Origin of the sequence: Shewanella gaetbuli (assembly GCF_023284065.1) — a bacterium.
GTDB lineage: Bacteria > Pseudomonadota > Gammaproteobacteria > Enterobacterales > Shewanellaceae > Shewanella > Shewanella gaetbuli.
This window is the reverse complement of the sequence record NZ_JAKIKP010000013.1, coordinates 1-25,301: the sequence shown is the minus strand read 5'-3', so window position 1 is coordinate 25,301 and position 25,301 is coordinate 1. Positions and strand designations below refer to the sequence as shown.

At 40.4% G+C, this 25,301-nt stretch carries 19 protein-coding genes; 12 read left to right on the top strand and 7 right to left on the bottom strand.

Features of this window, described 5'->3' with window-relative positions; translation table 11 throughout:
- Nucleotide 1 precedes the first annotated feature (1 nt).
- Entirely contained in the window at nucleotides 2-3,121 is a 3,120-nt protein-coding gene (locus L2672_RS14560) for an efflux RND transporter permease subunit (protein ID WP_248996570.1), read from the bottom strand.
- Complete coding sequence (locus L2672_RS14555; RefSeq protein ID WP_248996569.1) at nucleotides 3,118-4,455, bottom strand: efflux RND transporter periplasmic adaptor subunit; 1,338 nt, start codon at nucleotides 4,453-4,455, stop codon at nucleotides 3,118-3,120. Before L2672_RS14555 ends, L2672_RS14560 begins: the two co-directional genes overlap by 4 nt.
- A 357-nt stretch (nucleotides 4,456-4,812) precedes the next feature.
- Here L2672_RS14555 and recR point away from each other — a divergent pair, with 357 nt between their 5' ends.
- The 6 genes from recR to nadE all read left to right on the top strand — a co-directional run bounded on the left by recR (nucleotide 4,813) and on the right by nadE (nucleotide 11,870).
- Nucleotides 4,813-5,412: a recombination mediator RecR gene (gene recR, locus L2672_RS14550; protein ID WP_248996636.1), complete on the top strand. Its 600-nt coding sequence runs from the start codon at nucleotides 4,813-4,815 to the stop codon at nucleotides 5,410-5,412.
- A 203-nt stretch (nucleotides 5,413-5,615) separates the two neighbouring features.
- Entirely contained in the window at nucleotides 5,616-7,529 is a 1,914-nt protein-coding gene (gene htpG / locus L2672_RS14545; protein ID WP_248996568.1) for a molecular chaperone HtpG, read from the top strand.
- A 56-nt stretch (nucleotides 7,530-7,585) separates the two neighbouring features.
- The gene (locus tag L2672_RS14540; RefSeq protein WP_248996567.1) at nucleotides 7,586-8,452 is read left to right on the top strand and encodes a co-chaperone YbbN; all 867 of its coding nucleotides are present in this window, start codon (nucleotides 7,586-7,588) and stop codon (nucleotides 8,450-8,452) included.
- A gap of 135 nt (nucleotides 8,453-8,587) precedes the next feature.
- Entirely contained in the window at nucleotides 8,588-9,232 is a 645-nt protein-coding gene (gene adk / locus L2672_RS14535) for an adenylate kinase (RefSeq protein ID WP_248996566.1), read from the top strand.
- Between the two features lie 381 nt (nucleotides 9,233-9,613).
- Nucleotides 9,614-10,918: an inosine/guanosine kinase gene (locus L2672_RS14530; RefSeq protein WP_248996565.1), complete on the top strand. Its 1,305-nt coding sequence runs from the start codon at nucleotides 9,614-9,616 to the stop codon at nucleotides 10,916-10,918.
- A 121-nt stretch (nucleotides 10,919-11,039) separates the two neighbouring features.
- Nucleotides 11,040-11,870: an ammonia-dependent NAD(+) synthetase gene (gene nadE / locus L2672_RS14525; protein WP_248996564.1), complete on the top strand. Its 831-nt coding sequence runs from the start codon at nucleotides 11,040-11,042 to the stop codon at nucleotides 11,868-11,870.
- A 240-nt stretch (nucleotides 11,871-12,110) separates the two neighbouring features.
- On the opposite strand, the gene L2672_RS14520 is transcribed toward nadE, so the two are convergent.
- Both L2672_RS14520 and L2672_RS14515 read right to left on the bottom strand, forming a co-directional pair.
- On the bottom strand, nucleotides 12,111-12,392 hold the full coding sequence (locus tag L2672_RS14520) for a hypothetical protein (RefSeq protein ID WP_248996563.1): 282 nt from the start codon (nucleotides 12,390-12,392) through the stop codon (nucleotides 12,111-12,113).
- A gap of 294 nt (nucleotides 12,393-12,686) precedes the next feature.
- Nucleotides 12,687-13,283, bottom strand: coding sequence for a DUF6942 family protein (locus tag L2672_RS14515; protein WP_248996562.1), 597 nt, complete (start codon nucleotides 13,281-13,283; stop codon nucleotides 12,687-12,689).
- A 178-nt stretch (nucleotides 13,284-13,461) separates the two neighbouring features.
- Here L2672_RS14515 and L2672_RS14510 point away from each other — a divergent pair, with 178 nt between their 5' ends.
- Nucleotides 13,462-14,919 carry an alpha/beta hydrolase gene (locus L2672_RS14510; RefSeq protein WP_248996561.1) on the top strand — a complete coding sequence of 486 codons (1,458 nt, stop codon included), beginning with the start codon at nucleotides 13,462-13,464 and terminating at the stop codon, nucleotides 14,917-14,919.
- Here the strand turns inward: L2672_RS14510 and L2672_RS14505 are convergent.
- Entirely contained in the window at nucleotides 14,894-17,065 is a 2,172-nt protein-coding gene (locus L2672_RS14505) for a diguanylate cyclase (protein ID WP_248996560.1), read from the bottom strand. The genes L2672_RS14510 and L2672_RS14505 overlap by 26 nt on opposite strands.
- Before the next feature lie 484 nt (nucleotides 17,066-17,549).
- Between L2672_RS14505 and L2672_RS14500 the strand changes: the two genes are divergently transcribed.
- The 4 genes from L2672_RS14500 to L2672_RS14485 all read left to right on the top strand — a co-directional run bounded on the left by L2672_RS14500 (nucleotide 17,550) and on the right by L2672_RS14485 (nucleotide 22,268).
- Nucleotides 17,550-17,816 (top strand): DUF4212 domain-containing protein, encoded by a 267-nt coding sequence (locus L2672_RS14500; protein WP_248996559.1) that lies wholly within the window; start codon nucleotides 17,550-17,552, stop codon nucleotides 17,814-17,816.
- Between the two features lie 11 nt (nucleotides 17,817-17,827).
- Nucleotides 17,828-19,546, top strand: a complete 1,719-nt coding sequence (locus L2672_RS14495; RefSeq protein ID WP_248996558.1) for a sodium:solute symporter family protein — start codon at nucleotides 17,828-17,830, stop codon at nucleotides 19,544-19,546.
- 148 nt (nucleotides 19,547-19,694) lie between these two features.
- Entirely contained in the window at nucleotides 19,695-21,542 is a 1,848-nt protein-coding gene (locus L2672_RS14490) for a DUF294 nucleotidyltransferase-like domain-containing protein (protein ID WP_248996557.1), read from the top strand.
- Entirely contained in the window at nucleotides 21,543-22,268 is a 726-nt protein-coding gene (locus L2672_RS14485; protein ID WP_248996556.1) for an exonuclease domain-containing protein, read from the top strand.
- A 53-nt stretch (nucleotides 22,269-22,321) separates the two neighbouring features.
- Here the strand turns inward: L2672_RS14485 and L2672_RS14480 are convergent, their stop codons facing one another.
- Both L2672_RS14480 and L2672_RS14475 read right to left on the bottom strand, forming a co-directional pair.
- Nucleotides 22,322-23,407 carry a ketoacyl-ACP synthase III gene (locus tag L2672_RS14480; RefSeq protein WP_248996555.1) on the bottom strand — a complete coding sequence of 362 codons (1,086 nt, stop codon included), beginning with the start codon at nucleotides 23,405-23,407 and terminating at the stop codon, nucleotides 22,322-22,324.
- Between the two features lie 55 nt (nucleotides 23,408-23,462).
- Nucleotides 23,463-24,134: a GntR family transcriptional regulator gene (locus L2672_RS14475; RefSeq protein WP_248996554.1), complete on the bottom strand. Its 672-nt coding sequence runs from the start codon at nucleotides 24,132-24,134 to the stop codon at nucleotides 23,463-23,465.
- 150 nt (nucleotides 24,135-24,284) lie between these two features.
- Here L2672_RS14475 and gmhB point away from each other — a divergent pair, with 150 nt between their 5' ends.
- Complete coding sequence (gene gmhB, locus L2672_RS14470; RefSeq protein WP_248996635.1) at nucleotides 24,285-24,848, top strand: D-glycero-beta-D-manno-heptose 1,7-bisphosphate 7-phosphatase; 564 nt, start codon at nucleotides 24,285-24,287, stop codon at nucleotides 24,846-24,848.
- Nucleotides 24,849-25,301 lie beyond the last annotated feature (453 nt).

The window sequence follows — 25,301 nt, the reverse complement described above, 5'->3', positions numbered from 1 at the left end:
ATTAGATCTCTACATGCTGTTTCACTTTATTAAAATCAGCCAAAATGGCGTAAGCACAGGGGATAATAAACAGCACCAGCAAGGTAGAGGCAAAAATACCAAATACAATCGACACCACTAAAGGTTGTACAACCTGTGCCTGCAAACTGGTTTCTAGTAATAGAGGTAATAAGCCTGCCGCGGTGGTTAAAGAGGTTAGGAATACCGCTCTAAATCGCTCTTTACATGCGCTAACAACCGCTTGGTAAACGTCTTGACCTTGGTCAACATGGTGCCTGATATATTGCACCAGCAAAATAGAGTCATTGACTACAATACCTGCCAGTGAAATAAAGCCCATTATTGAAGGCATAGATAAGCTGTGTCCCAGTAGGAAGTGTCCCCACAATACGCCGATTAATGACAATGGAATGGCAATCATCACAATAACGGGCTCTAGGTAACTTCTAAATTGAAAGCTTAAAATGGCAAATAAGCCAAATAAACCCACAATAAACCCTTTCATTAATGACGATGAGGTTTTAGAGGTTTCTTTTGCTGAACCTTCAAAATCCACTCTAATGTGCGGATACTGTTGTTTAATTTGTGGTATCCATTCGTTTAATACTTTGGCATTGGTTTCTGCGCTGTTGGCATGACGATTATCAACATCAGCCATTACGGTAATAGTACGTAAACTATTTATGCGCTGAATGCGTACATAAGACCGTTGGTATTCTAAAATTGCCACTGAAGAGAGCGGTAATTGGCTTCCATCGGCAAGCATAATGCTAAAATTGGATAAGGCTTGTAAGTCACCGGCTTGTTGCTTATTGAGCCTGACTTCAATTTCAATATTTTCCGGCCCCACCTGAATTTCGTCGGCCGTTTGGCCAAAATAAGCACTTCTGAGTTGTGTTGCCACCATTTGGCCGTCGATACCATAGGCTTCTGCCCCCGGTCTTAGGCTGACTTTAATTTCCTCTTTGCCCGGACGCATGTCGTCCATAATGCCATTTACGCCATTAAACTGGCTCAAGTAACGTTGTAAAGACACTGAGGCTGCTTTTAGCTCAGTTAAATCTTCTCCTTGAATCCGTAATTCAATATCACGCCCAGCAGGCCCCATTGTGGGTTGTTTAAATACCACGGCAATGGGTTGAGCCATTTCTCCAGAGGCCAGTCGCCAAGCATGTAGAAAATCATCTATTAAGGTATTACGAACTTCTGCTGACAATAAATCTAGCCTGACTGTAGCCACATGTGGGCCACTTTCTCCTGCGTCGGCATTGAAGTTATATTGGGCGGTAATATCTTCAATTAATGGGCTAGGCTCGTCATTATTTTGTGTAAATTGATCACTTGTTTGCTGCGCTGCGGCAATAATTTGTTCAACTACTGCTTGAGTTTGCGCTAAGGTTGAGCCGGGTGGCAGTAACACTCTGGCTTCGGCGATATCGCCGTCAAGCTCAGGGAAGGGCACAAATTTTAATGCGCCGCTGCTCACTAAAGAAAATGATAAAAATAACACCCCAATGGTAATTCCCACACTGGCGTAGCGCCATTTCACCACTGTGGTAACGGCTTGTACTAGTTGTTTGTCTCTAAAGCGTTCAAAAGCAGATAAAAATCTAAGCTTAAATCGCATAAAAGGATTGGTTTTGGCATCATCTTTAGCTGGCTTTTGGTGCTTCAAAGAATGGTTTAAATGATTGGGTAAAATAATAAATGCTTCAATTAAGCTAATAGACAGCACCATAATCAACACCATGGGAATTTGCGATAACACTTGACCCATTTGTCCATCTAGCCCCAGCAGTGCGCTAAATATAAGTACTGTGGTGATAAAAGATGAAATAACCCCAGGTGCAACTTTTTTGACTCCTTGAATTACCGCATCTTCAATATCGACGCCTTTATCAACATGTGCAGCAATGGATTCAGATATCACAATGGCATCATCCATCATGATCCCAATTGCCATCAACAAGCCAACTAGGCTCATAATGTTAATTGAAACACCGAATAGACTCATAAGATATAGGCCGCCTAAAAAGGCCACAGGAAGCCCAGCGGCAACCCAAAATGAATATCGTAATGAGAAAAATAGCCACATGCTGAAAAACACCAAAATGATCCCTTGCCAACCATTGGAAAGCATCATGTCTAAGCGGTCTTTTAATAGTGATGAGATATCATTAGTTAAGGTTAGGGTGACTCCGTCAGGGGCGGTTAAGCGTTCTTTGTCAATAAACTCATTAACTTGCTGTTTGATTTGTAAGGCGTCATCTGCTTTGTTTTTTTGAATTTTAATAATTGCCGCAGGCTTGCCGTTGAACATCACGTGTTCTTCGTCTAATTCAAAGCGGTCAGTTATGGTGGCTATATCGTTTAAACGTACAATACTGCCGTCAATGTCTGAGGTAACAATGATTTGCCCTAAGCTGTGAGGGGTAATTTTTCGTTCATCAAAGCGAATGAGCAGGTTTTTATCTTTTAACTCAATATTACCCGCGGGCATTTTAACATTCTGACGGCCCACTTTATCAGCAATATCGGCAGCCGAAAGCCCTAGTCGACGCATATCGACTTCGTTTAACTCAACTCTGATTTGATGATCTGAAAAGCCCGAAATTGATACTAAGTTGATACCGCCATCAACTTTGAGACGTTTTTTTAAATCTTCAGCATAGTGTTTTAACTCTGGCCAAGTTGTATCGGCAACTACGGCAATATCAACCACAGGTTCAGCCCAATCAAGCTCTTTAACAATGGGAGATTCTATTTCAGTGGGGAAGTTCTTAATGGCGCTGATTTGTGTTTGTACATCAATCAACATGCGGCCAATATCAGCATTATCTTGCAGTTTGAGGGTGAGATTAGCCATTCCTTCTTGGGCATCACATCGGGTTTCTTCAATGTTTGCCAGACCGTCAACGGCATCTTCCATACTTAAACAAATGCTTTCTTCAACCTCTACAGGCGAGGCGCCGGGGTATACAACCGATGCGGTAATGAATGGCGGCGAAAACTCAGGAAAGGTTTCTCGTTTAATAGAACCCACATTTAACAAGCCTACCAATAAAAAGCTCAGCATAATTAAGTTGGCAAGCGTGGGATGTTTAGTTACGTATCCTATCACTTGTTCGCTCCCGCTAAATTATCGGTTGTGGTTGAGCGAATCTTCAGTGCCATGCCCTCAATAGCGGGGATTAAATCGTTTGTGATCACCTTATCACCTACGTTTATTGCGCCTGAAATTGCCACGCCTTCATCATGGCGAAATAATATCGTAACCGGAATAATGGCTAAGGTATTGTCTGGTTTTAATATGTATAACTGCTGATTGCGTAGGGCTTTTTCAGGGACTGAAAAATAATTAGCACTGCCACCTTCAATACTGGCGCTGATAAACATGCCGTTGGTAAGGGGCGGACGCTGTAAAATATTTAACTGGTTAAGGTGTTGTTCTACTTCTAAAAATACCCCAATAGTGCCTTGGTTAGGGTTAACGGTTTCAGACACTCTGGTGACTTTAGCTGGCCATGAAAAAGCATTGTCTCCTGCTTGAAAAGTAATGGCCGCGCGTAAGTTAACGTTTTCGATTGACGGCATCGCGTTTGGCTGTGAAGCACTGTGTAATGCAAGCGGGTCTTTAAGACTTTGTACCAAAGTGCGCATGTCTTGTAATGAAAATTCTGCTTTAACTTCAACCGTATCCAGTTGATAAGCAACTAACATGGTTTCACCCATGGTGACCACTTGGTTTTCTTCAATGTTGATGTCAGATAAACGCGAGTCATAGGGTAAGGTGACTTGGGTTTGTGCTAGACGACGGTTAGCATCTTCAACTTGGGCAAGGTTGACTTGTTTTTGTGCTAAAGACACATTCTTATCATCAGCCATCACCTTGATATTGCTTTGTAAATCTTGCACCACATTGGTTTGTGCCAATAAAGTTTGTTTTTGGCTTTCCACTTCTGAACTAGACACTAAGTTTTTAGTTAACAGGCTTTGCTTACGTTGGTATTCCTGCTCCACTAATGCCAGTTTTTGAGTTTCTAGTTTCAAACTGCGTTTTAAGTTTTGTTCTTGCTGTTCTAGTTTAACCAGCTGTGCCTCGGTTGAGCTCAAATTAGCTTGCGTTTGCGCTAAGGTTAACTGGTATTCAAGGGGATCAATTTGTAGTAACAAGGTGCCCGCCGGTAATATTCGGCCGGTTTCCAATTGCGGGTGACGATAAATCACCTTACCACTGACCTCGGCAACCGCTTGCCAGACATGTTTAGGGGATACTCGACCAAAGCCTTTCACTTTTGGGGCGACCACTTGCTGTTTAAGCTCGATAACCTCAACCAATTTAGCATTATCAAAGTTTATCACTTGTTCTGGAGCGGGTTTGAGTGCGGCGGCGAGAATCAGTATTAACAAGCCAGTGATAACGCCTGGAATAACAAGTCGCTTACTAGGAGTCATGTATACCGTGTCCTTTTTAATATTACTTTTTGTTGAGTATTATTATGTTTTAGATGTGAAATAGCCTGTGTCACTTGATTAGCGCTAGGCATTTGATTCAATTATATGGTGATGAAGTATAGATTTTAGTGCATCGTCTGTAGAAAATGCAGCGGAATAATGCTTCTAAGGTCACATAAACAGTAAAAAATGCAGTAAAAGCAATGATTATGAGTCATTAGTTTAGGCGATATCCCATAAACAAATAAAAAGCATTCAGTTGAACATTCTCTTTGCATTCATATCTTAGTCAGGGAATAATCAGGCTTTTATTTATTCCTGCAAAAAATACCGCAGTAAAAGGTTTTACCCAATATGATGAAATTCAGCCCGCTTGTAGATGAGCTTATTCAATCTTTACGCGTATTGCCGGGCGTTGGCCCTAAGTCTGCCCAGCGTATGGCGTTTCAATTACTTGAGCGTGAAAGAAAAGCGGGGCTGAAATTAGCTGACTCGTTACAAAAAGCCATGTCTGATGTGGGCCATTGCCAAGGGTGTCGAACCTTTACCGAAGAAACCTTATGCCCAATTTGTGCCAGTAATAAACGCGGCAATGCTGAAGTAATCTGTGTAGTTGAAACGCCTGCCGATGTATTAGCTATTGAGGCGGGTGGTCATTTTACCGGACGTTACTTTGTTTTATTAGGCCATTTATCGCCGCTTGATGGAGTCGGGCCTGAACAATTAGGCTTGGCGCTATTAGAGCAACAATTAAGTTCAAACGATGTTACTGAGCTAATTTTGGCAACTAACCCAACGGTTGAAGGTGATGCTACGGCGCATTTCATTGCAGATATGGCAAGACGTCATAACGTGGTTATTAGCCGAATTGCTCATGGTGTCCCTGTGGGTGGCGAACTCGAATATGTTGACAGCACCACGCTTGCATTGTCTTTTAATGGTCGCATTAAGCTGTAATAACTTAAGCCACCTTTAGATAAGGTGGCTTAAAAAGCAACAAAAAGATTTTTCCCCCTTGAAATGCATTTCACAAGCCCCATCTCTTGTATATCGAAGCTTTTAAGAGTGATTACTGGCCCATACTTCACCATAGAATGAAGGTTTAATGTGTCCGGTTATCGTTTTTGTAATATCTCAAAGTTATAGCAAGGGAATTATTCATGTCACAGCAAGAAACCCATGGTTTTCAAACCGAAGTCAAACAACTACTGCATTTGATGATCCACTCTTTATATTCAAATAAAGAGATTTTCTTACGTGAATTAGTTTCAAATGCTGCCGATGCAGCAGACAAGTTACGTTACTTAGCGCTTTCAGACGATAACCTTTATGAAGGTGACGGCGAGCTTCGTGTTCGCGTAAGTGCTGATAAAGAAAAGGGCACTGTTACTATTGAAGACAATGGTATTGGTATGACCCGCGACGGTGTTATTGAACATTTAGGCACAATTGCTAAGTCAGGTACTAAAGAGTTTTTCAGTAACTTGTCGGGCGAAGCATCAAAAGATTCACAGTTAATTGGTCAATTTGGTGTTGGTTTCTACTCAGCCTTTATTGTGGCTAAAAAAGTGACCGTTCGTACTCGTGCAGCGGGTCAGCCTGCTAGTGAAGGTGTGTTGTGGGAATCTGAAGGCGAAGGATCTTTCAGCGTCGACAACATTACTAAAAACACTCGCGGTACTGAAATTACCTTACACCTTCGCGATGAAGAAACTGAGTTTGCTGACGATTTCCGTTTACGCTCTATCATCACTAAATATTCTGATCATATTTCTGTTCCTGTTGAAATGTTTGAAGAGGGGACTCCTGAATCAGAAGGCCCAGATGGCGAGAAAATTGCTGCCACTGAAGGTAGCTGGAAGCCAATGAACAAGGCTACTGCATTATGGACTCGTAGCAAATCAGATATTTCAGATGAAGAGTATCAAGAGTTTTATAAGCATATTTCACACGATTACAGTGACGCACTAAAGTGGGCTCATAATCGCGTTGAAGGTAAGCAAGAATACACCAGCTTACTGTATATTCCAGCTAAAGCGCCGTGGGACTTACATAACCGCGACCATAAGCACGGCTTAAAGTTATTTGTACAACGCGTATTCATTATGGATGACGCTGAGCAATTTATGCCAAGCTACTTACGTTTTGTAAAAGGCTTAATTGACTCAAATGATTTGCCGTTAAACGTGTCTCGTGAAATTTTACAAGACAACAAGGTGACGCAGTCTTTACGTCAAGCACTCACTAAGCGTGTACTAGGTATGCTTGAAAAATTAGCTAAAGATGACGCTGAAAAGTACCAAACTTTCTGGGCTGAATTTGGCCAAGTATTGAAAGAAGGTCCAGCAGAAGATTTTGCTAACCGTGAGCGTATTGCCGGTTTATTACGCTTTGCGTCTACCCATGACAACAGCGCAGCCACAACGGTTTCTTTAGACGACTACATTAGCCGTATGAAAGAAGGCCAAGACAAGATTTATTACATTGTTGCTGACAGCCATGACGCTGCTGTTAACAGTCCTCACCTTGAATTATTACGCAAAAAAGGCATTGAAGTATTATTAATGTCAGAGCGTATTGATGAATGGTTAATTAACCACTTAACTGAGTTTAAAGACAAAAAACTTCATTCAGTCACCAAAGGCGACTTAGAATTAGGTTCATTAGAAGATGAAGCTGATAAAGAAGCCCAAGAGAAAGTAGCTGAAGAAGCGAAAGGCTTAGTTGAGCGTGTTAAAACCGCATTAGGTGATAGCGTTTCTGACGTTAAAGTGACCACTCGTTTAACCGATACCCCAGCGTGTGTGGTGACTGGTGAAGGCGAAATGTCGACACAAATGATCAAATTGATGCAAGCTGCTGGTCAGCCTGTACCTGAGTCAAAGCCGACATTTGAAATTAACCCAACTCACCCATTAGTTGAGCGTTTGAATGACGAGCAAGATGAGCAATTATTTGCTGATTGGTCAAAACTGTTATTACAACAAGCGTTACTTTCAGAAAAAGGTAGCTTAGCTGACCCATCTGCGTTCATTAAATTGATGAACCAAATGTTGATGGCAAGCCTTAAGTAAAACATGTTAGCACTAAAAGCGGACACTATGTCCGCTTTTTACATTTAAGGGAACGTATGGAAAATATCATTTCTCTGACAAAAGAAAACATCCAGCAAGTTGTTGATGCTTCGATGGAAAAAATGGTTGTGCTAACGTTTTTTGCACAACAGCAACCCGAAAGCATGCAAATGCTGCAAACCTTGCAACAACTGGCAAATGCCCAAGCTGGACGGTTTATTTTAGCCAGTGTTGATTGTGAAGTTGAAGCTGAAATTGCCCAATATTTCCAAATTCAAAGCTTGCCGACAACGTTGATTTTAGACAAAGGTCGCCCTATTGATGGGTTTGCGGGTTTACAAGACAGCCAAAGCGTCACCGCCATGCTAGATAAGCATTTACCACCAATGTGGGTGCAATCGTTTGATGCTGTTAAAGCCCAATTAGCGGCAACAGAAGCATTATCAATTGATGATTTAGCACAATTGGCTGCGCAGTTAAAAGAGGTTATTACTCAATCAGACAATGCAGCAGAAGTACGCTTGGTACTGATTGATGTGTATCTACAATTAGGCTCGGTTTCTGAAGCAAAAACATTGCTAGAGACCATTGGCTTAGCTGACCAAGACAGCTACTACCAAAACCTTAAAGCCAAGTTAGCGTTAGCAGAAGAAGCAGCTGATACCCCTGAAATTCGTGATTTACAACAACAGCTTGAAACTGACCCAGCCAATGTTGAGTTATCAATCAAACTGGCAATGGCATTCAATAACGCCCAGCGTAATGAAGAAGCCTTAGACTTGTTGTTTGGTATTTTACAAAAAGATCTAGCTGCTGCTGACGGAAAAGTTAAACAGGTATTTCTTGAGATTATGACGGCAATGGGCCAAGGCAACCCGTTGGCGAATCAGTATCGACGTAAATTATATACCTTACTGTATTAAACAAAAATGATGGTTTAAATCGCCATTGTTATTAGATATAGGTCTAATGTATCGCCTTAGCTACTATGAATAGTGAGGCAGATATGCGAGAATCGCCGACCTAAAAATAAATATATTTTAAAGAGGACTTTAGAGATGCGCATTATTTTATTAGGTGCCCCTGGTGCCGGTAAAGGTACTCAAGCTCAGTTCATTATGGAGCAATATGGTATCCCACAAATCTCTACTGGTGATATGTTACGTGCTGCAGTTAAAGCTGGCACACCACTTGGCCTAGAAGCTAAGAAGGTGATGGACGCTGGTCAACTAGTATCAGATGACTTAATCATTGGTTTAGTGAAAGAACGTATCGCGCAGGACGATTGTGCTAAAGGCTTCTTGCTTGACGGTTTTCCACGTACTATTCCACAAGCTGATGCAATGGCTGCAAATGGCATTGAAATTGATCATGTTATTGAGATTGATGTGCCAGACGAAGAAATTGTAAAGCGTATGAGTGGTCGTCGTGTACACCCAGGTTCTGGTCGTGTTTACCATGTTGTGTTTAATCCACCTAAAGTTGAAGGCAAGGATGACGTAACAGGCGAAGACTTAGCTATTCGTCCAGATGATGAAGAGTCTACAGTACGTAAGCGTCTTGGTATTTACCACGAGCAAACTAAGCCATTAGTTGATTACTATGGCAAAGTGGCAGCAGAAGGTAAAACACAGTACAACAAATTTGATGGTACTCAATCAGTTGCTGCTGTAAGTGAACAATTAGCGGCAACGTTAAAATAATTGTTTACTCAAAATGTGCTGCAAAGCACACTTTAATTAAAGCCTGCATTTTGCAGGCTTTTTTGTAACTCATTTCAACTATTTTATTTACTAAACAGTTGCTGTGCTTTTCCGTTAAAAAATGGTGTTGCTCCACTGTATTTGGCGTTGTATTTTACGTGATAAAGAACAGCTAGAATTGATGGTTAAACTGCAAGATAAAGTCATTTAATCTCATAAAGTGAATATGCTATGATTCGCCGCCTTTTATTAAGCTGCAGAATAAATGTTCACTTTGAACTATTATTTCTGAGTCAGAAATGAGTGCCATTACTGACTTAATGAGGTTTTAATCGCCCTGTTTTATTTCGCTGCATGGATGCAAACTCATGAGAATCTATTATGAAGTTTCCTGGTCAACGTAAGTCGAAGCATTATTTTCCTGTTAGTAATCGTGATCCATTATTGGTTCAACTTACCCAGCAGGAGCAGCCTTTTTCCAGTTATATTTGTGGTATTGACCAAACCTTAGTTGATATAGAAGCCAAGGTCGCCGAAGACTTACTTGAACGTTATGGCTTGCCTAAAGGAAACTCCACTCTTATAAACGATGACCAAGCCCATGCTTTGTACAATGAGCTGAAGTCAAATGACATGATCAGCGACGAATTTGCTGGTGGTACCATTGGTAATACGGTTCATAATTATTCTATTTTAGCTGATGACCGTTCAGTACTTTTTGGAGTAATGAGCCAAAATATTATGGTGGGTAGCTATGCCTATCGCTACTTATGTAATACCTCTTCTAAAGTTGACTTAAATTACTTACAGCCTGTAGATGGCCCAATAGGTCGTTGTTTTACGCTGATTTCAGCTGACGGCGAACGTACCTTTGCAATTAGCAAGGGGTCAATGGATAAGTTAACGCCACATTATATTAATAAAGATGTTGTGCAGGGCAGTTCAGCATTGGTGATTACCGCGTATTTAATGCGAGCCAGTGAGGGTGACGGTATGACCTCGGCGGCCATGCAAGCAATTCAATACGCAAAAGATGCAGATGTGCCCGTAGTGCTGACATTAGGTACCCGTTTTTTGATTCAAGAAGACCCTGTTTGGTGGCAAGAGTTTATTAAAGAGCATGTCACTATTTTGGCAATGAACGAAGATGAGGGAGAAGCACTAACCGGCTTTAAAGACCCTTTATTGGCCTCTGAAGCCGCACTTGAATGGTGTGACATGGTATTGACCACCGCAGGCCCTATTGGGTTATATACTGCAGGTTATGCAGAAGACAGTGCCAAGCGTGAAACTAGCCATCCATTATTGCCAGGCGCTATTCCTGAATTTAACCGTTATGAATTTTCAAGACCGATGTTAAAAGCAGATTGTGACTCGCCAATTAAGGTTTATGCGCATATTGCCCCTTATATGGGTGGGCCTGATTATATTCGCAATACGAATGGTGCTGGTGACGGTGCGTTATCTGCGCTATTACACGACCTTTCAGCTAATCGTTTCCATAAAACTAATGTTCCGGGGTCAAGTAAACATAAGCGTGATGGACTATGTTATTCGTCATTTTCACAAGTGTGTAAGTATGCCAACCGTGTAGCTTATGAAGTATTAGCACAGCACAGCCCAAGATTATCCAGAGGTTTACCCGAAAAAGAAGACAGTTTAGAAGAGTCGTACTGGGAAAGATAAACCCAAAATGCACTCATAGAGGCTTTGAGCCAAAATAAAACGATAATGTTGAGTCATTATCGTTTTTTTTTACGATTTTTTTTATAGAATAGCCGCAGTGATTTAAATTGAGGAGCTTGAAATGAAAGGACAAATTTTACGAGAGATGCATGTGCTTAAGGCCATTGAGCCTGAATATGAAGTACAACGACGTGTCGCCTTTATTAAAGCTAAACTCAGAGAGGCGCATTGTCGCTCATTAGTATTAGGTATTAGTGGTGGCGTTGACTCATCATTAACAGGCCGTTTATGTCAATTAGCGGTTGATAGCTTAAATGATGAAAGCGAACAAAAAGATTATCAATTTATTGCCGTTCGTTTACCTTACCAAGTTCAAAAAGACGAAGACGAAGCGCAATTAGCGTGTCAGTTCATTCAACCTACGAAACAAGTAACCGTCAATATTGCTGAAGGTGTTGTAGGTGTTCATCAAGCCACTCTAGCGGGATTAGAGCAAGCTGGTATTGGTCTACCTTCAACAGATAAAGTTGATTTTGTAAAAGGTAATGTTAAAGCGCGTATGCGTATGGTTGCACAATATGAAATAGCCGGAATGGTAGGTGGTTTAGTGGTTGGTACTGACCACAGCGCAGAGAATATTACCGGTTTTTACACTAAATTTGGCGACGGAGCATGTGATTTAGCCCCTTTATTTGGCTTGAACAAGCGCCAAGTACGTCAATTAGCCGCTTATTTAGGCGCTCCTGAAATTCTTGTTAAAAAGGCGCCGACCGCTGATTTAGAAGATGATAAGCCTCAGCTTGAAGATGAAGTGGCTTTAGGGCTAACTTATGATCAAATTGACGACTTTCTTGAAGGTAAAGCCGTTGAAGAAAGTGTAGAGCGAAAACTTATTGCTATTTACCAACGCACTCAGCATAAAAGACAAGCTATTCCAACTATTTATGATTAAATAGTTATCGAAGATCTGGCTTTATTGTCACACAGGCAGATTCCGGCTCAAAAGCGTTGCCGGAATGACGAAGTAGGGGGGATTTCTTGTCATCTGGAATACTTGTTTTTTCGTCATCTGGAATGCTTGGTTTTCACGTCATCCTCGAATGCCTGTTGTCGAGAATCTGACTCTGTTGTTATACAGGCAGATTCCGGCTCAAAAGCGTTGCCGGAATGACGAAGTAGGGGGTATTTCTCGTCATCTGGAATATTTATTTTTCACGTCATCCTCGAATGCTTGTTGTCGAGGATCTGACTCTGTTGTTATACAGGCAGATTCCGGCTCAAAAGCGTTGCCGGAATGACGAAGTAGCGGGTATTTTTCGTCATCTGGAATGCTTGTTTTTTCGCCATCCTCGAATGCTTGTTGTCGAGGATCTGACTTTGTTGTTATACAAGTAGATTCCGGCTCAAAAGCGTTGCCGGAATGACGAAGTAGGGGGTTATTTCTCGTCATCTGGAATGCTTGTTTTTTCATCATCCTCGAATGCTTATTTTTCACGTCATCCTCGAATGCTTGTTGTCGAGGATCTGACTTTGTTGTTATACAAGTAGATTCCGGCTCAAAAGCGTTGCCGGAATGACGAAGTAGGGGCATTTCTCGTCATCTGGAATACTTATTTTTCACGTCATCCTCGAATGCTTGTTGTCGAGGATCTGACTGTGTTGTTATACAAGTAGATTCCGGCTCAAAAGCGTTGCCGGAATGACGAAGTAGGGGTTATTTCTCGTCATCTGGAATACTTGTTTTTTCGTCATCTGTAAGGCTTATTTTTCACGTCATCCCGAGTGCCTGTTGTCGAGGATCTGACTTTGCTACATCAGGATGTAGTTGCTTTCGCAATAAGTCGATTAAACCATTGGGGAACTGCCGATAATCTAAATAAGGAGTGAAATACACTGGTGGATGCAGTTGTATTTTATGTCTTTGATTAAACACTAACTCTTCTATTGAGTATTTCTCTATTGAGTCAATTTTATCTGTTAGATTAGTAAGCAATTCATGCAGTTTTTTTGAACACACAATATGCTGTGTTTGCGGTGTAAAAGACACCTTGGTCAAATTCTCAGCATCTACCACCACAATTGCCACAGATTTATGAGTATTTGGGCTTTGTTGCAATAAAACCGGTTTAATCTCTCGCCAACTATTGGGATTATGGCACACGATTTTACAAATAATATTAATAATTTTACGCCAATGGTTTCCGTTTAGATGGATCAATTGTTCTAAAGCATCTGGGGCTTGTGGTCGCCATTGGTGTGGTATAAGTGCTGGCGTTGGAAGATAAAACAGAACTTCAGGCGTTGAACTTCCAAAATATTGAATATACTCGACTTGTTCAAAATGAAAATTCCTCTGTGGTTTCATTTTTCCTCCGAAAAAAACCTATTAGATTTATGACTGTTAACCACATAGAATATAGTTAAGCTACTTTGCGTATAACAACTTGCTTTATAAAGACTAATTTTACAGTCAAAGCTAAATTAAATTATTAGCTAACTTTTTCGTAGTGCAGATAATGTAGTATTTATTAATAAGGATATCCATGCGTACTATTGTTCTAGGTTCGACAAAACATCTATTGTTTGCTTTATTTTATGGCATTGTAGGCGTAGCCATTGCAATGGTGATGTTAGCTGTATGGTTATTGAACTCTCGGCCTGAATTGTCAATTTGGCATACTACGCATTTAAAGAATGAATATCATCAACAATCAGGTTTAACTGATTTTAAGCAATATCTTGAGCTAGAAGATGGCTTGTTTAAGCAAATGGACGCGCTAATTTATGATCAATATCAGCCGCTGGTGACATCGCCGATTAATCGCTACGAACGGGGAAGTTCATCTGATCCAAGTTTATGGCAGCAAAATTGGAACCGATCATTTGAATGGAAGAATCCTGAAGCTGAGTTTGGCTTATTATTGATTCATGGAATGTCAGACTCTCCTTATTCACTTTCGCATATTGCGCAACATTATCAACATCAAGCACACATTGTAGGTCTCAGATTACCGGGACACGGGACTATTCCTTCTGGCTTAACTGAAATTACTTGGCCAGATTTAGCCGGTGCGGTGTCTTTGGCGACAGATCATCTGCTAGAGCAACTTAATGGTAAGCCGCTTTATGTGGTGGGCTTTTCGACTGGAGCTGCTTTAGCTTTAAACCATGAGCTTGAAGCGATTAATGAAAATAAGCCAACTAGGTATGAAAAAATGATTTTTATGTCGCCAGCTATTGGTTTAGCACCAATAGCTCAAGGCGCGTACTGGCAAGCGAAATTAGGAACGGTATTAGATCAGCAAAAGTTGTTATGGAATACAATTGAAACAGAATATGATCCATTTAAATATATGTCGTTTGCAGTTAATGCTGGGGATGTGGTTTATCAACTTACATTAAGAAATAAACAGTTGTTACGAAGCTTTTCTACTGAGCAAAAGCGCAATATTCCATCCACATTAACGTTTCAATCTATTGTTGACCATACGGTGTCATCTATTGCTGTTGTAGATGATTTTTATCAGCATTTACCTAAAAAACAACATGAGCTTGTGATGTTTGATATTCGCCGCGATGCCAATATCAGCCTATTGCTAAATAATGATCCATTGGAGTTTTTTGAGCTCAACTGGGCGTCAACAGAATTGGACTATCGTGTAACCTTAGTTGAAAGTGCCCACCAAGATACAACACTTGTTCAAGTGAGAGATATCGGTAGCGCTGAACATCATGCGACGTCAGAATTAGTTTTAAAATGGCCGCAAGGGGTTTTTTCATTGTCGCATGTTGCGTTACCTTTCCCGCTTGAAGATCCACTCTATGGGCCTATTTATGAAGAAAACTCTGACACGGTTCAAATTGGCTTAGCCATTTTTCAATCAGAAAGTGGTTTGTTCTCAATCAGTGGAAACAGTATGCTGCGTCAAAAATGGAACCCTTTTTATCCCTATATGGTCAGTCGCTTAGATAATTTTATTCAGCCGACAAGTCAGAATTAATAATAGTGAGCCTAACTTGATTACGCCCCTGAGCTTTGGCTTGGTATAAGTTGTCATCCGCTACTTTTATCCAATGGTCTATATCTTTGTTAAAATCAGCGTTAGCAGTAATGGCTCCTATGCTAGTGGTTAATGAAAATTCTTTTTTGGTTTTAGGAGCAACGATGGTCATTTGGGCTAGTGCTAGGCGAAATTGATTTAAGTGTTGCTCAATACTTAATGCGTTTGACAAAGGTAAAATAAGAATAAACTCCTCTCCGCCATAACGGGCAACAACATCAACGTCTCGCTTGTAGAATTGACGTAGTAGATCTGCGACTTGTCTTAAACATTCGTCTCCAGCTAAGTGGCCATAGGTATCATTAACTTGTTTGAAAAAATCTAAGTCCAGAATCGCAACCGTTAATGCTTGTTCACTGCGCTTACAATAGTCTCTTATTTCTGCAAATTTTTGTTCGGCGTAGCGTCGGTTATACAGTTGAGTTAATGGGTCTTTATCGACTAAGGCTTTAAGTTTTTTATTCGCTGACTCTAGCTCGTGAGTTCGTATCGCTACGGTTTCTTCTAACTCTAATTGATGGGCAATTAATTGCTGCTTACTTTTAAGTAGTCGGTTATATAAACTGTAAACCTCTTTAGGTGAGTTTTCGTCCAAGACTTGAGTTGAGATTTGTTTTTCACTGAATTGCCCGAACTGGTTTGCCACCATTTCTAGCGGCACGGTGAGCAACTTACTTATTTTATGTGAAATAAAGAAGCTTAGTAATAATGCGAATAGTAATAACACGAAGCTAGTAAACATTTGTTTTTCAGCAAGCTTTAATAAAGGTAAAAAAGGCTCAACTAAATAGATAATCCAGCCATTGTTCATCTTGTGACTAGCATAGATAAACTCTGGAATGAGTGAATCAGTATCATGAATGTTCAATAAATTGAGTTTTGTTTTATACGCTCCCGCGTGAATACTGTAATCAAAAGGTGACATAACCTCTAAATTAAGCCTGTCTGAGGCGTAAATGATGCTACCTTTTTCATCGGTTAGTACAATGGATTGTGTATTGGTTTGTTTAAAGTCGTAATCGATAGTTGTGAAGTGCTGAAGATTTAGTGATCCCTCGATAATGCCTTGCGGCTCCATTGGGTTATTACTATTAAAATAGGGGGCACTAATGGCGATGATGGCATCATTACCAAAACCTCTCCCTAAAAACACCGATGAGATGAATACTTTTTGGTTATAAAACGCCTCGATAAAGTAATCTCTATCATTCACTTTCATATCATCAGTTAACTGAAACTTGGTTAGCGGGCTACCGGCAATTACTTTCGAATTGTTATCCGTTAATAACATCGTGATAAAGCCAGGATAATTTTGATGCAAACTATTTAGTGCATGCTGCTGTTTTTGCTTATTTGGGTCAGATAAAGAAAACGTCTGTGCCGCATTTTCAATTGCTTTAATGTGATGATTTACATATTGATCACCTGAATTACTTAAATGGAACACGGTTTCATTTTGATTCTGTTTAATCAGATTTTGCTGCGTAATTAAAGACGTATAGTTAAAGTACAAAGTAGAGAATAGTGACGTTAAGGTGATCATTAAGGTAATGAAATACGTCATTTGCTTGCTTAAAGTACGGCGTTTTTTGTCCTTTATTTTAGTTTCAAACAACCATAGTTTAGGGATCATTAAGATCAAGAGCGATGCGATACTGGTATAAATTAAGCTATTAATGGCTTGTTTAATGGTAACAAAAGGCAGGTGGTCAGCGGGCAAATTAAACAGGATATTACCAACAAAATAAAATAATGGCATTCCAATAAACAACCAAAACATCACGCTACTATACAATGCGTATATGTCTCGTCTGCGACAAAACCCGATAAAAATGGCTTCTAGACCAAAAAACAAATAGACGTGGTAGCTTTCCCAAATCATCATCAAGCCGCTAGATGCAAGTATTGATGTTAGTAATGCGTACCAAGGGCCGCATAAAATAGCGACAATGACGGTAAAAGTATTGCCTAATACAAATTGAACGTTAGCAAAAAAGGGTAGGGGGTATAAGTTGATTATTAACCCTAACATGCCAAGAAAAGTGGCAAAGAAAAGATTTTTGTAATTCGTTAATTTGTTAATCAATCTTTACCTCTATGTTTTATTTGTGTAGACGTGAATTTTAACCCTCAATTAGGACTTTAACAAGGTCAGTCAAGTTATTTTAAGCTAGTTCAAATGGTTAGTGCATAATATTGATATTAAGAGAATAATATTTATCCACTGTATCCACTGACTGTTAATACATGTTCTTTTTTCCATTTTTTAAACTACACCAACATACTTGTTTAGTGTTAATCGATCTTATTGTGGCGATTAAACGGCCTTATAACCCATTATTTTAGACTAATAATATGCGACTTTGGTCTAAATTTTGTGTGCGTTACGCTGCATGCCTTATTAGTTTTCTCTGTTCAAGATGTTGATTTTGTTTGGCTTTTCTTCTTGTTGTTCTGGGGCCGCATTTTAACTATAGACTAAGGTCTTGATTGTCGAACGTCTGTGACTTGCTAGATTAAATGTTGAATTTACAACTCGACTTTATAAAAACTAGCACAGGGGAGTCGCAATGGCTTTTGAGAATAACGATAAAGCAGCAGGGTACTGGAGTGAAAATTTACGCTTAGTACTTGGACTGCTAGCAATATGGGCTGCAGTGTCATTTGGCTGCGGAATTTTATTAGTAGACGTGCTTAACGAAATTACCTTTATGGGATTTAAGTTAGGTTTTTGGTTTGCGCAGCAGGGTGCAATGTATGTATTCGTGGCGCTGATTTTTGTTTATGTGGTGAAAGCAAACGCCCTAGACAAAAAATACAATGTTCATGAAGATTAAGGGGCACTGAAATGGATGTTCAAACGTTAACGTATATTATTGTAGGTGCAACCTTTGCACTTTATATTGGCATTGCAATCTGGTCTAGAGCTGGGTCGACTAAAGAGTTTTATGTTGCTGGTGGTGGTGTTCCTCCCGTCATGAACGGTATGGCCACCGCGGCTGACTGGATGTCTGCGGCTTCATTTATCTCATTAGCAGGTATTGTCTCATTTGTTGGTTATGATGGTTCAGTCTACTTAATGGGTTGGACGGGGGGATATGTTCTGCTAGCGCTTTGTATGGCCCCTTATTTACGTAAATTCGGTAAATTTACCGTACCTGACTTTATTGGTGACCGTTATTATTCTCAAACAGCAAGAACCGTTGCAGTAATCTGTGCAATTTTCATCTGCTTTACGTATATTGCCGGTCAAATGCGTGGTGTAGGTGTGGTGTTCTCTCGCTTCTTAGAAGTTGAAGTGGACACGGGTGTTTACATTGGTATGTGTGTGGTGTTCTTCTATGCCGTATTAGGCGGTATGAAAGGGATTACCTATACTCAGGTTGCACAATATTGTGTATTAATCTTTGCTTTCATGGTTCCAGCCATCTTCATTTCAGTCATGATGACAGGTCATATTTTCCCTCAAATTGGTTTTGGTGCAGAACTCATTGATGCGGCAGGCAACGGTACAGGCGTTTACTTGCTAGATAAACTTGACGGACTGTCAGCCGAGCTCGGGTTCTCCCAATATACTGAAGGCTCTAAATCAATGATTGATGTGTTCTTTATTACGGGTGCGTTAATGTTCGGTACTGCGGGTCTGCCCCATGTGATCGTACGTTTCTTCACTGTACCTAAAGTAAAAGATGCACGTTTATCAGCGGGTTGGGCATTAGTGTTTATCGCTATTATGTATACAACGGTTCCAGCATTAGCAGCGTTCTCGCGAGTTAATATGATTGAAACTATTAATGGACCAGAGTCTACCGGTGTGGCATATGAAACAGCGCCACAATGGATTAAAAACTGGGAAAAAACTGGCTTAATTACTTGGGACGATAAAAACAACGACGGCAATATCTACTACGCTAAAGGCGAAGAAAATGAAATGAAGATTGACCGCGACATCATGGTGCTTGCTACCCCAGAAATTGCTGATTTACCTGCTTGGGTTATCGCACTGGTTGCAGCAGGTGGTTTAGCGGCGGCGTTATCAACCTCTGCAGGATTGTTGTTGGTGATTTCAACCTCGGTGTCCCATGACTTATTAAAGAAAAACCTGATGCCCGATATTTCCGATAAAGAAGAGCTAAAATACGCCCGAATAGCCGCTGCTTTAGGGGTTGTGATGGCAGGCTACTTTGGTATTAATCCTCCTGGCTTTGTGGCCGCTGTTGTGGCCATTGCATTCGGATTAGCCGCTGCATCATTGTTCCCGGCAATTATTATGGGTATTTTCTCTAAAACAGTGAATAAAGAAGGCGCAATTGCAGGCATGCTAACTGGCTTAACATTCACTGCGGCATATATCATTTACTTCAAGTTTGTGAATCCAAGCGCCAATGTCAGTGATAACTGGTTCTTAGGTATTTCTCCTGAAGGTTTTGGTATGGTTGGTATGTTCATCAACTTTGCCGTGGCATTTGCAGTAAGTAAAGTGACTGCTGCAGTACCTCAAGATGTTGTAGATATGGTGGAGTCAATTCGTTTCCCTCAAGGAGCTGGCGAAGCACAAGACCATTAAGATTTATTTCTTACCTTCGAGAGCGCTTCGGCGCTCTTTTTTTTTGATTCATTAAAATGTGCCTGATTTAGTAGGGCTTTGGTCTTATGCTAATTATCAAATATAGTGTGTATATTGTTTATTATGGATCGTGGAATGGAGTCTTTACATGAATGCCAGTGAGTTACAGCCGATTGAGCAATTTCTACAAACTCATGCGCCCTTTGATGCATTACCTGATGATGTTATTTCACGTTGTGCTCGAGAAATTACGATTGGTTACTACGCTAAAGCCAGTGCATTTGTTGAGTTTGATCCAATTAATCCTAAGCTGTATTTGGTGCGAAGCGGGGCGTTTGAAGTAAGAGATCCGCAAGGAGTATTAGTTGATCGGGTCGCTGAAGGCGAGTGTTTTGGCTTTTCTACTTTACTATCCGGAGAGAAAGTGGTTAATAAAGTCGCTATTTTAGAAGATGGCCTCATTTATCATTTACCACACACATTATTCAGTGAGCTTAGAAGTCATCATCGCCAATTTGATACCTTCTTTACCCGCGCTTTTGCTCAACGTTTGCGTAACGAGCATAAATTTAAGGCAAAAGATCATACTACCACCAGTCGTATCACCAATATGATGGCACACCAGCCTGTATCCATCGAAAAACATGCCAATGTTTGTGAAGCCGCTAAATTAATGCGTGATAATCGAGTGTCGTCGGTACTGGTATTAGATAACAACCAATTAGTGGGCATTGTTACTGACAGAGATTTACGTAATCGTGTTTTAGCAGAGGGTATAGGTGGTGAAGCTGTTGTCGAATCGGTAATGACAAAACATCCTCAATCTATCGCGCCTAATGCCTTAGTGTTTGAAGCCATGTTATTAATGAGCGAACATAATATTCACCATTTACCAGTGGTAGAAAATAATCAAGCCAGAGGTATGGTGACCAGTACCGATATTTTGCGCTCACAAAGTTCACAGCCACTCTTGTTGATTGGCGAAATTGACCGACAAGATTCGATTGAAAAACTGATTCATGTGAGCAAACAAATTCCTGTGCTATTACAAAATTTGATCAGTGCTGATGCAAGGGCTGAAGAAATTGGCCGGATTCTCACCTCAGTAACTGACGCACTGACTCGACGGCTCATTGTGCTAAATCAACAGTTATTGGGTAAAGCTCCTATGGCATTCTGTTGGTTAGCGTTTGGCTCCCAAGGCAGGCAAGATCAAGTGGCGTGTTCTGATCAAGATAATGGCTTACTTTTAGCCGAAGAGCCTGATGAGTTCGCGGCAGCTTATTTTGACAAATTGTCCCATGCGGTCTGTAAAGGGTTAGATTTGTGCGGCTATATTTATTGTCCTGGCGAGATTATGGCTCAAAATCCTAAATGGCGTATGCCTTTAAAAAAATGGCAAAATAAATTTAGTCAATGGGTGAGTGCGCCAGACCCTAAGGCGTTAATGCATGCGAGTATATTTTTTGATATGCGTGCGGTTTATGGCCCACATAGTTTATTTGATGAACTGCAATCTACCGTATTAGATCAAACTAAAGACAATGATATATTTTTAGCTGGCATGACGGCTAATGCGCTGCAACAAACTCCACCCTTAGGCTTTTTTAGAAAATTTGTGTTAGAGCGCGATGGGAGTGAAGTTAAAGGAATGGACTTAAAACATAAAGGCAGTGCACTGATTAATGATATTGGTCGAATCTATGCGCTTAGTGCAGGCATAAAAGAGGTGAACACCGCCAAACGAATTCGCTTGTTGATGGACGCAAACATTATTAATAGAAAGGATGCGCTAAATCTTGCCGATGCCCATGAGTTTATTGCTCATATGCGTTTAGCTAATCAAGGCTATCAAGCCAATAATAATTTAACCGTAAGTAATTATTTAATGCCTCAACATTTATCATCTTTACTACGGCACCAATTACGAGATGCTTTTAAGGTAGTACATGATGCGCAATCTGGATTGAAACTTAAATTCATGCGGAGTTTTTAAGTGATTAGTGATAGCTGGTTAAAGGCGAGATTTCGGCTTGATGCATTGATTTTGAAGTACAAATTAAAGTCTATACCGCGTTCAGTGATAAACCCTGAACGGTTGATTGAGTATCAACAATCATTATTAAGTCAATTTTCAAAGTCTATAAATGAAGCGCAACTCATGGCAATTGATTTAGAAATGACCGGCCTTAATCCTACTGAAGATCAAATTATCAGTATGGGTATTGTGCCTATCACTCAAGCAGGAATCCCGCTGCAACAAGCACAACATTTAATGATCTCCATAGATGGTAGTGTTGGTAGCAGTGCCACAATACATGGCATTGTTGATAATCAACTTGAAAATGCATTATCGCTTGAACAAGCAGTGTTGTGGTTTTTAGAGCACACTAAGGGTCATATTTTGGTGGCTCATCATGCCCCGATGGATGTCTCATTTTTACTTAATTACATTGAAAAAGTATTTGGATTCAGAATGCTAATGCCATTTATTGATACCTTAGGGATTGAAAAAAAACGCTATTTAAGACAACACGGTCAATTAATTAAAGGTTGTGTTCGATTAGGAGAGTCAAGAGAGCGTTACCATTTACCGGTTTATGCAGGGCATAATGCATTACTTGATGCCATAGCTTGTGCGGAACTATTGTTAGCCCAAGTTGCAGCCATGGGAGGAGGGCATCAAATGAAGTGTTATGAATTGATTGAGACAATAAAATAAGCCCGCTAATTTAGCGGGCTGACTAATTAAACTGCTACATACAACAAATTATCTTATCTGTCTTGTTGTTTGGCTTTGTTAAAGAAAAAATCAACCGCAGGCTTAATCAATTCTAACGCAGTTTGCTCACAATCAGGCACTTTGGCATCACATGAATTGATTGGCGTAACGCGCTCCCCCCACTTCATGACTAACGCCGCAGACGTTAAACCAGCGCCGAATGCACACGATAATAATGTTTGACCAGGCTTAATTTTACCTTGCTCCAATGCATCACAAATAGCAATGGGAATAGTAGCTGCTGAGGTATTACCGTAATTAGCAATATTCACAATGGCTTTTTCTTTGGGTATTTTCATCCGGTTAATTAACGTATCAATAATCCGCTCGTTAGCCTGGTGAGGAATAACCCAATCAATATCGGCTTTATCTAATTGACACTTTTCAAGCACTTTGGTGCTTAGACTGCCCATACCGTGAATAGCACGTTTAAAAACTTCTTGGCCATTCAAATGAATATAAAAGTCTAATGAATTCACATCAAAGCGATCCATTTTTGTACCAAAGCCAGCTTTTAAAATTTCACGGGCCTCCGGGTCGTTATTTAGTTCATATCCTAAAACACCGCCTTCTTCAGTACTGGCTTCAAGTACTACAGCACCTGCACCATCACCAAATAAAACTGCGGTTTCACGGCGAGACCAATCTAAATAAAATGATAAACGTTCCGCACCGACCACTAATACCTTTTTATTTTGACCACTTTTGATCATTGAGCTGGCCAAACCCATGCCATATAAGAAACCACTACAGGCCGCATTAATATCAAATGCACCACAAGTCGCGCCAATTTCAGCTTGGACCGATGCGGCAATATTTGGAATTAATGTGTCAGGGCTGGCACTGGCTAAAATAATTAAATCTAATTCGCTGCCATCAATACCCGCAGCGGCTAATGCTTGTTTAGCCGCGACAGTGGCTAATACCGATGTATCAACATGACTAATATGACGCTTGCTAATTCCTGTACGTGTTTTAATCCATTCGTCAGACGTTTCCATGAATGTCGCAAGATCATCATTGGTTAACGATGCAGGAGGAACGGCTTTGCCCCATCCGGTTATATGTGCATATTGCATAATACTTCTCTCAATATTTAATAAACTGGTCTATATCGACTTATGCTACAACAGCCTATTTCAATTGCTTAATGACTAGCTTCTTGATGGCTTCAGCGGCGTTCAAGATATGTTGTTGCAATAATAAAGTCGCTTTATCGATATTTTTTGCTTTGCAAAGTTCGAGCAGCTCTCGATGTTCTCGCTCTGCTGTAGGGATTCCACCCGTCAGTAATAACTGCAAGCGGATGTATCTATCACAATTGGTATTTAAACCGTCAACCACTTCAAGGGTATGAGGACGGTTAGCTGCTTTATATAAACAAGTATGAAACTGAGTGTTCAATTCACTCCAACTGGCAACGGATTCTTCCATTTTTAATGCATGTTCTAAAGCATCTAGTACTTGTTCAGCGGCTTGAAGATCTGAATCTTGTAGATTTGGAATTGCTCTGGCTAATAAGTCTGTTTCAATAATGGCACGTAATTCAAAAAGTTCAGTGACTTGCTCAACTGAAAGCTTAGTCGCGGTTGCCCCTTTATGGGGTTCAAAATCAACTAAGCCTTCAGCTTCTAATTGTACAAGGGCTTCACGAACAGGAATGCGACTTACATTCAATTGCTGGGCAATCGCAGATTGACGAAGCGGCTCCCCCCCTTTGATTTCACCAGAAAGGATTTGCTCTCGCAATACTTCAACAACTAATTGAGTACGAGTCTTATGAATAATCGGGGGTATATTGCTCATCTAGCTCTACAAATTTCTAAAATAACCGAGCAAGGTTACCCCGTCATGGAGCGATAATAAAGTGAAAGATGTTTATTAATGAGAATTATCCACATGACACTGGCTCATATAAGCAGACAATGAGATAATTCGGCCAGAATAGAAATGAGGATACCTTGCGTGAATAAAGCAGTTTTTCTAGATAGAGATGGCGTTATTAATAAAGATCATGGCTATGTCTATAAAACAGACGACTTTGAATATATTGAAGGCGTGTTTGAAGCTTGCCTAGAACTTAAAAAGATGGGATATAAACTCGTAGTCGTGACAAACCAGTCTGGAATCGCCAGAGGAATGTATTCAGAAGACGATTTTCATTTCTTGACAGAATGGATGGATTGGAACTTTGCAGATAAAGGTGTCGACTTAGATGGCATTTATTACTGCCCACATCATCCTGATAAAGGCCTAGGCGAATATAAGCAAGACTGTGACTGTCGCAAACCAAAACCGGGCATGATGTTAGATGCCGCCAAATTTTTGAAAATAGACATGGCTAACTCATTTATGGTTGGTGATAAAGCCGATGACATTCGAGCTGCAAAAGCTGCCGGTATTGGTCAGGCTATATTAGTAAGAAGCGGTAAAAAAGTAGATGAAGCCGGAATAAGCATTGCAACAGCCGTGGTTGATAGTATCGCTAACGTCCCTGATTACGTTAAAAACCATCAATAATCTGATTTAATTACGGCAATATCATCGTTTTTGGTCTTAAATTGCTGGTTAACTGAACTAGTAGTTTAAAAACTGTTCGGTTGATTGCGTTTTTGAAAGTTTTTTATAAAAAGGGCTTGCGGTAAAATCTGACATCCCTATAATGCGCACCACTGACACGGAACACGGCAATTAAAAGCCAGTTACCAAGTCCGCTCTTTAACAATTTATCAAGTAATCTGTGTGGACATTCACGGGTATTGAGTTATTCGAAATGACTTCTTTGAAGTCATCAAAAATTTAAATCTCAATGCTGAATCTTCGGATTTAGAATGTTCATACTTGACAAGTTAACTCTTTAATTAGAGTTAGCGCATGACAGTAGAATTCATTGAGTCGAACATTGTTCGAAAAAACTTTTAATTGAAGAGTTTGATCATGGCTCAGATTGAACGCTGGCGGCAGGCCTAACAC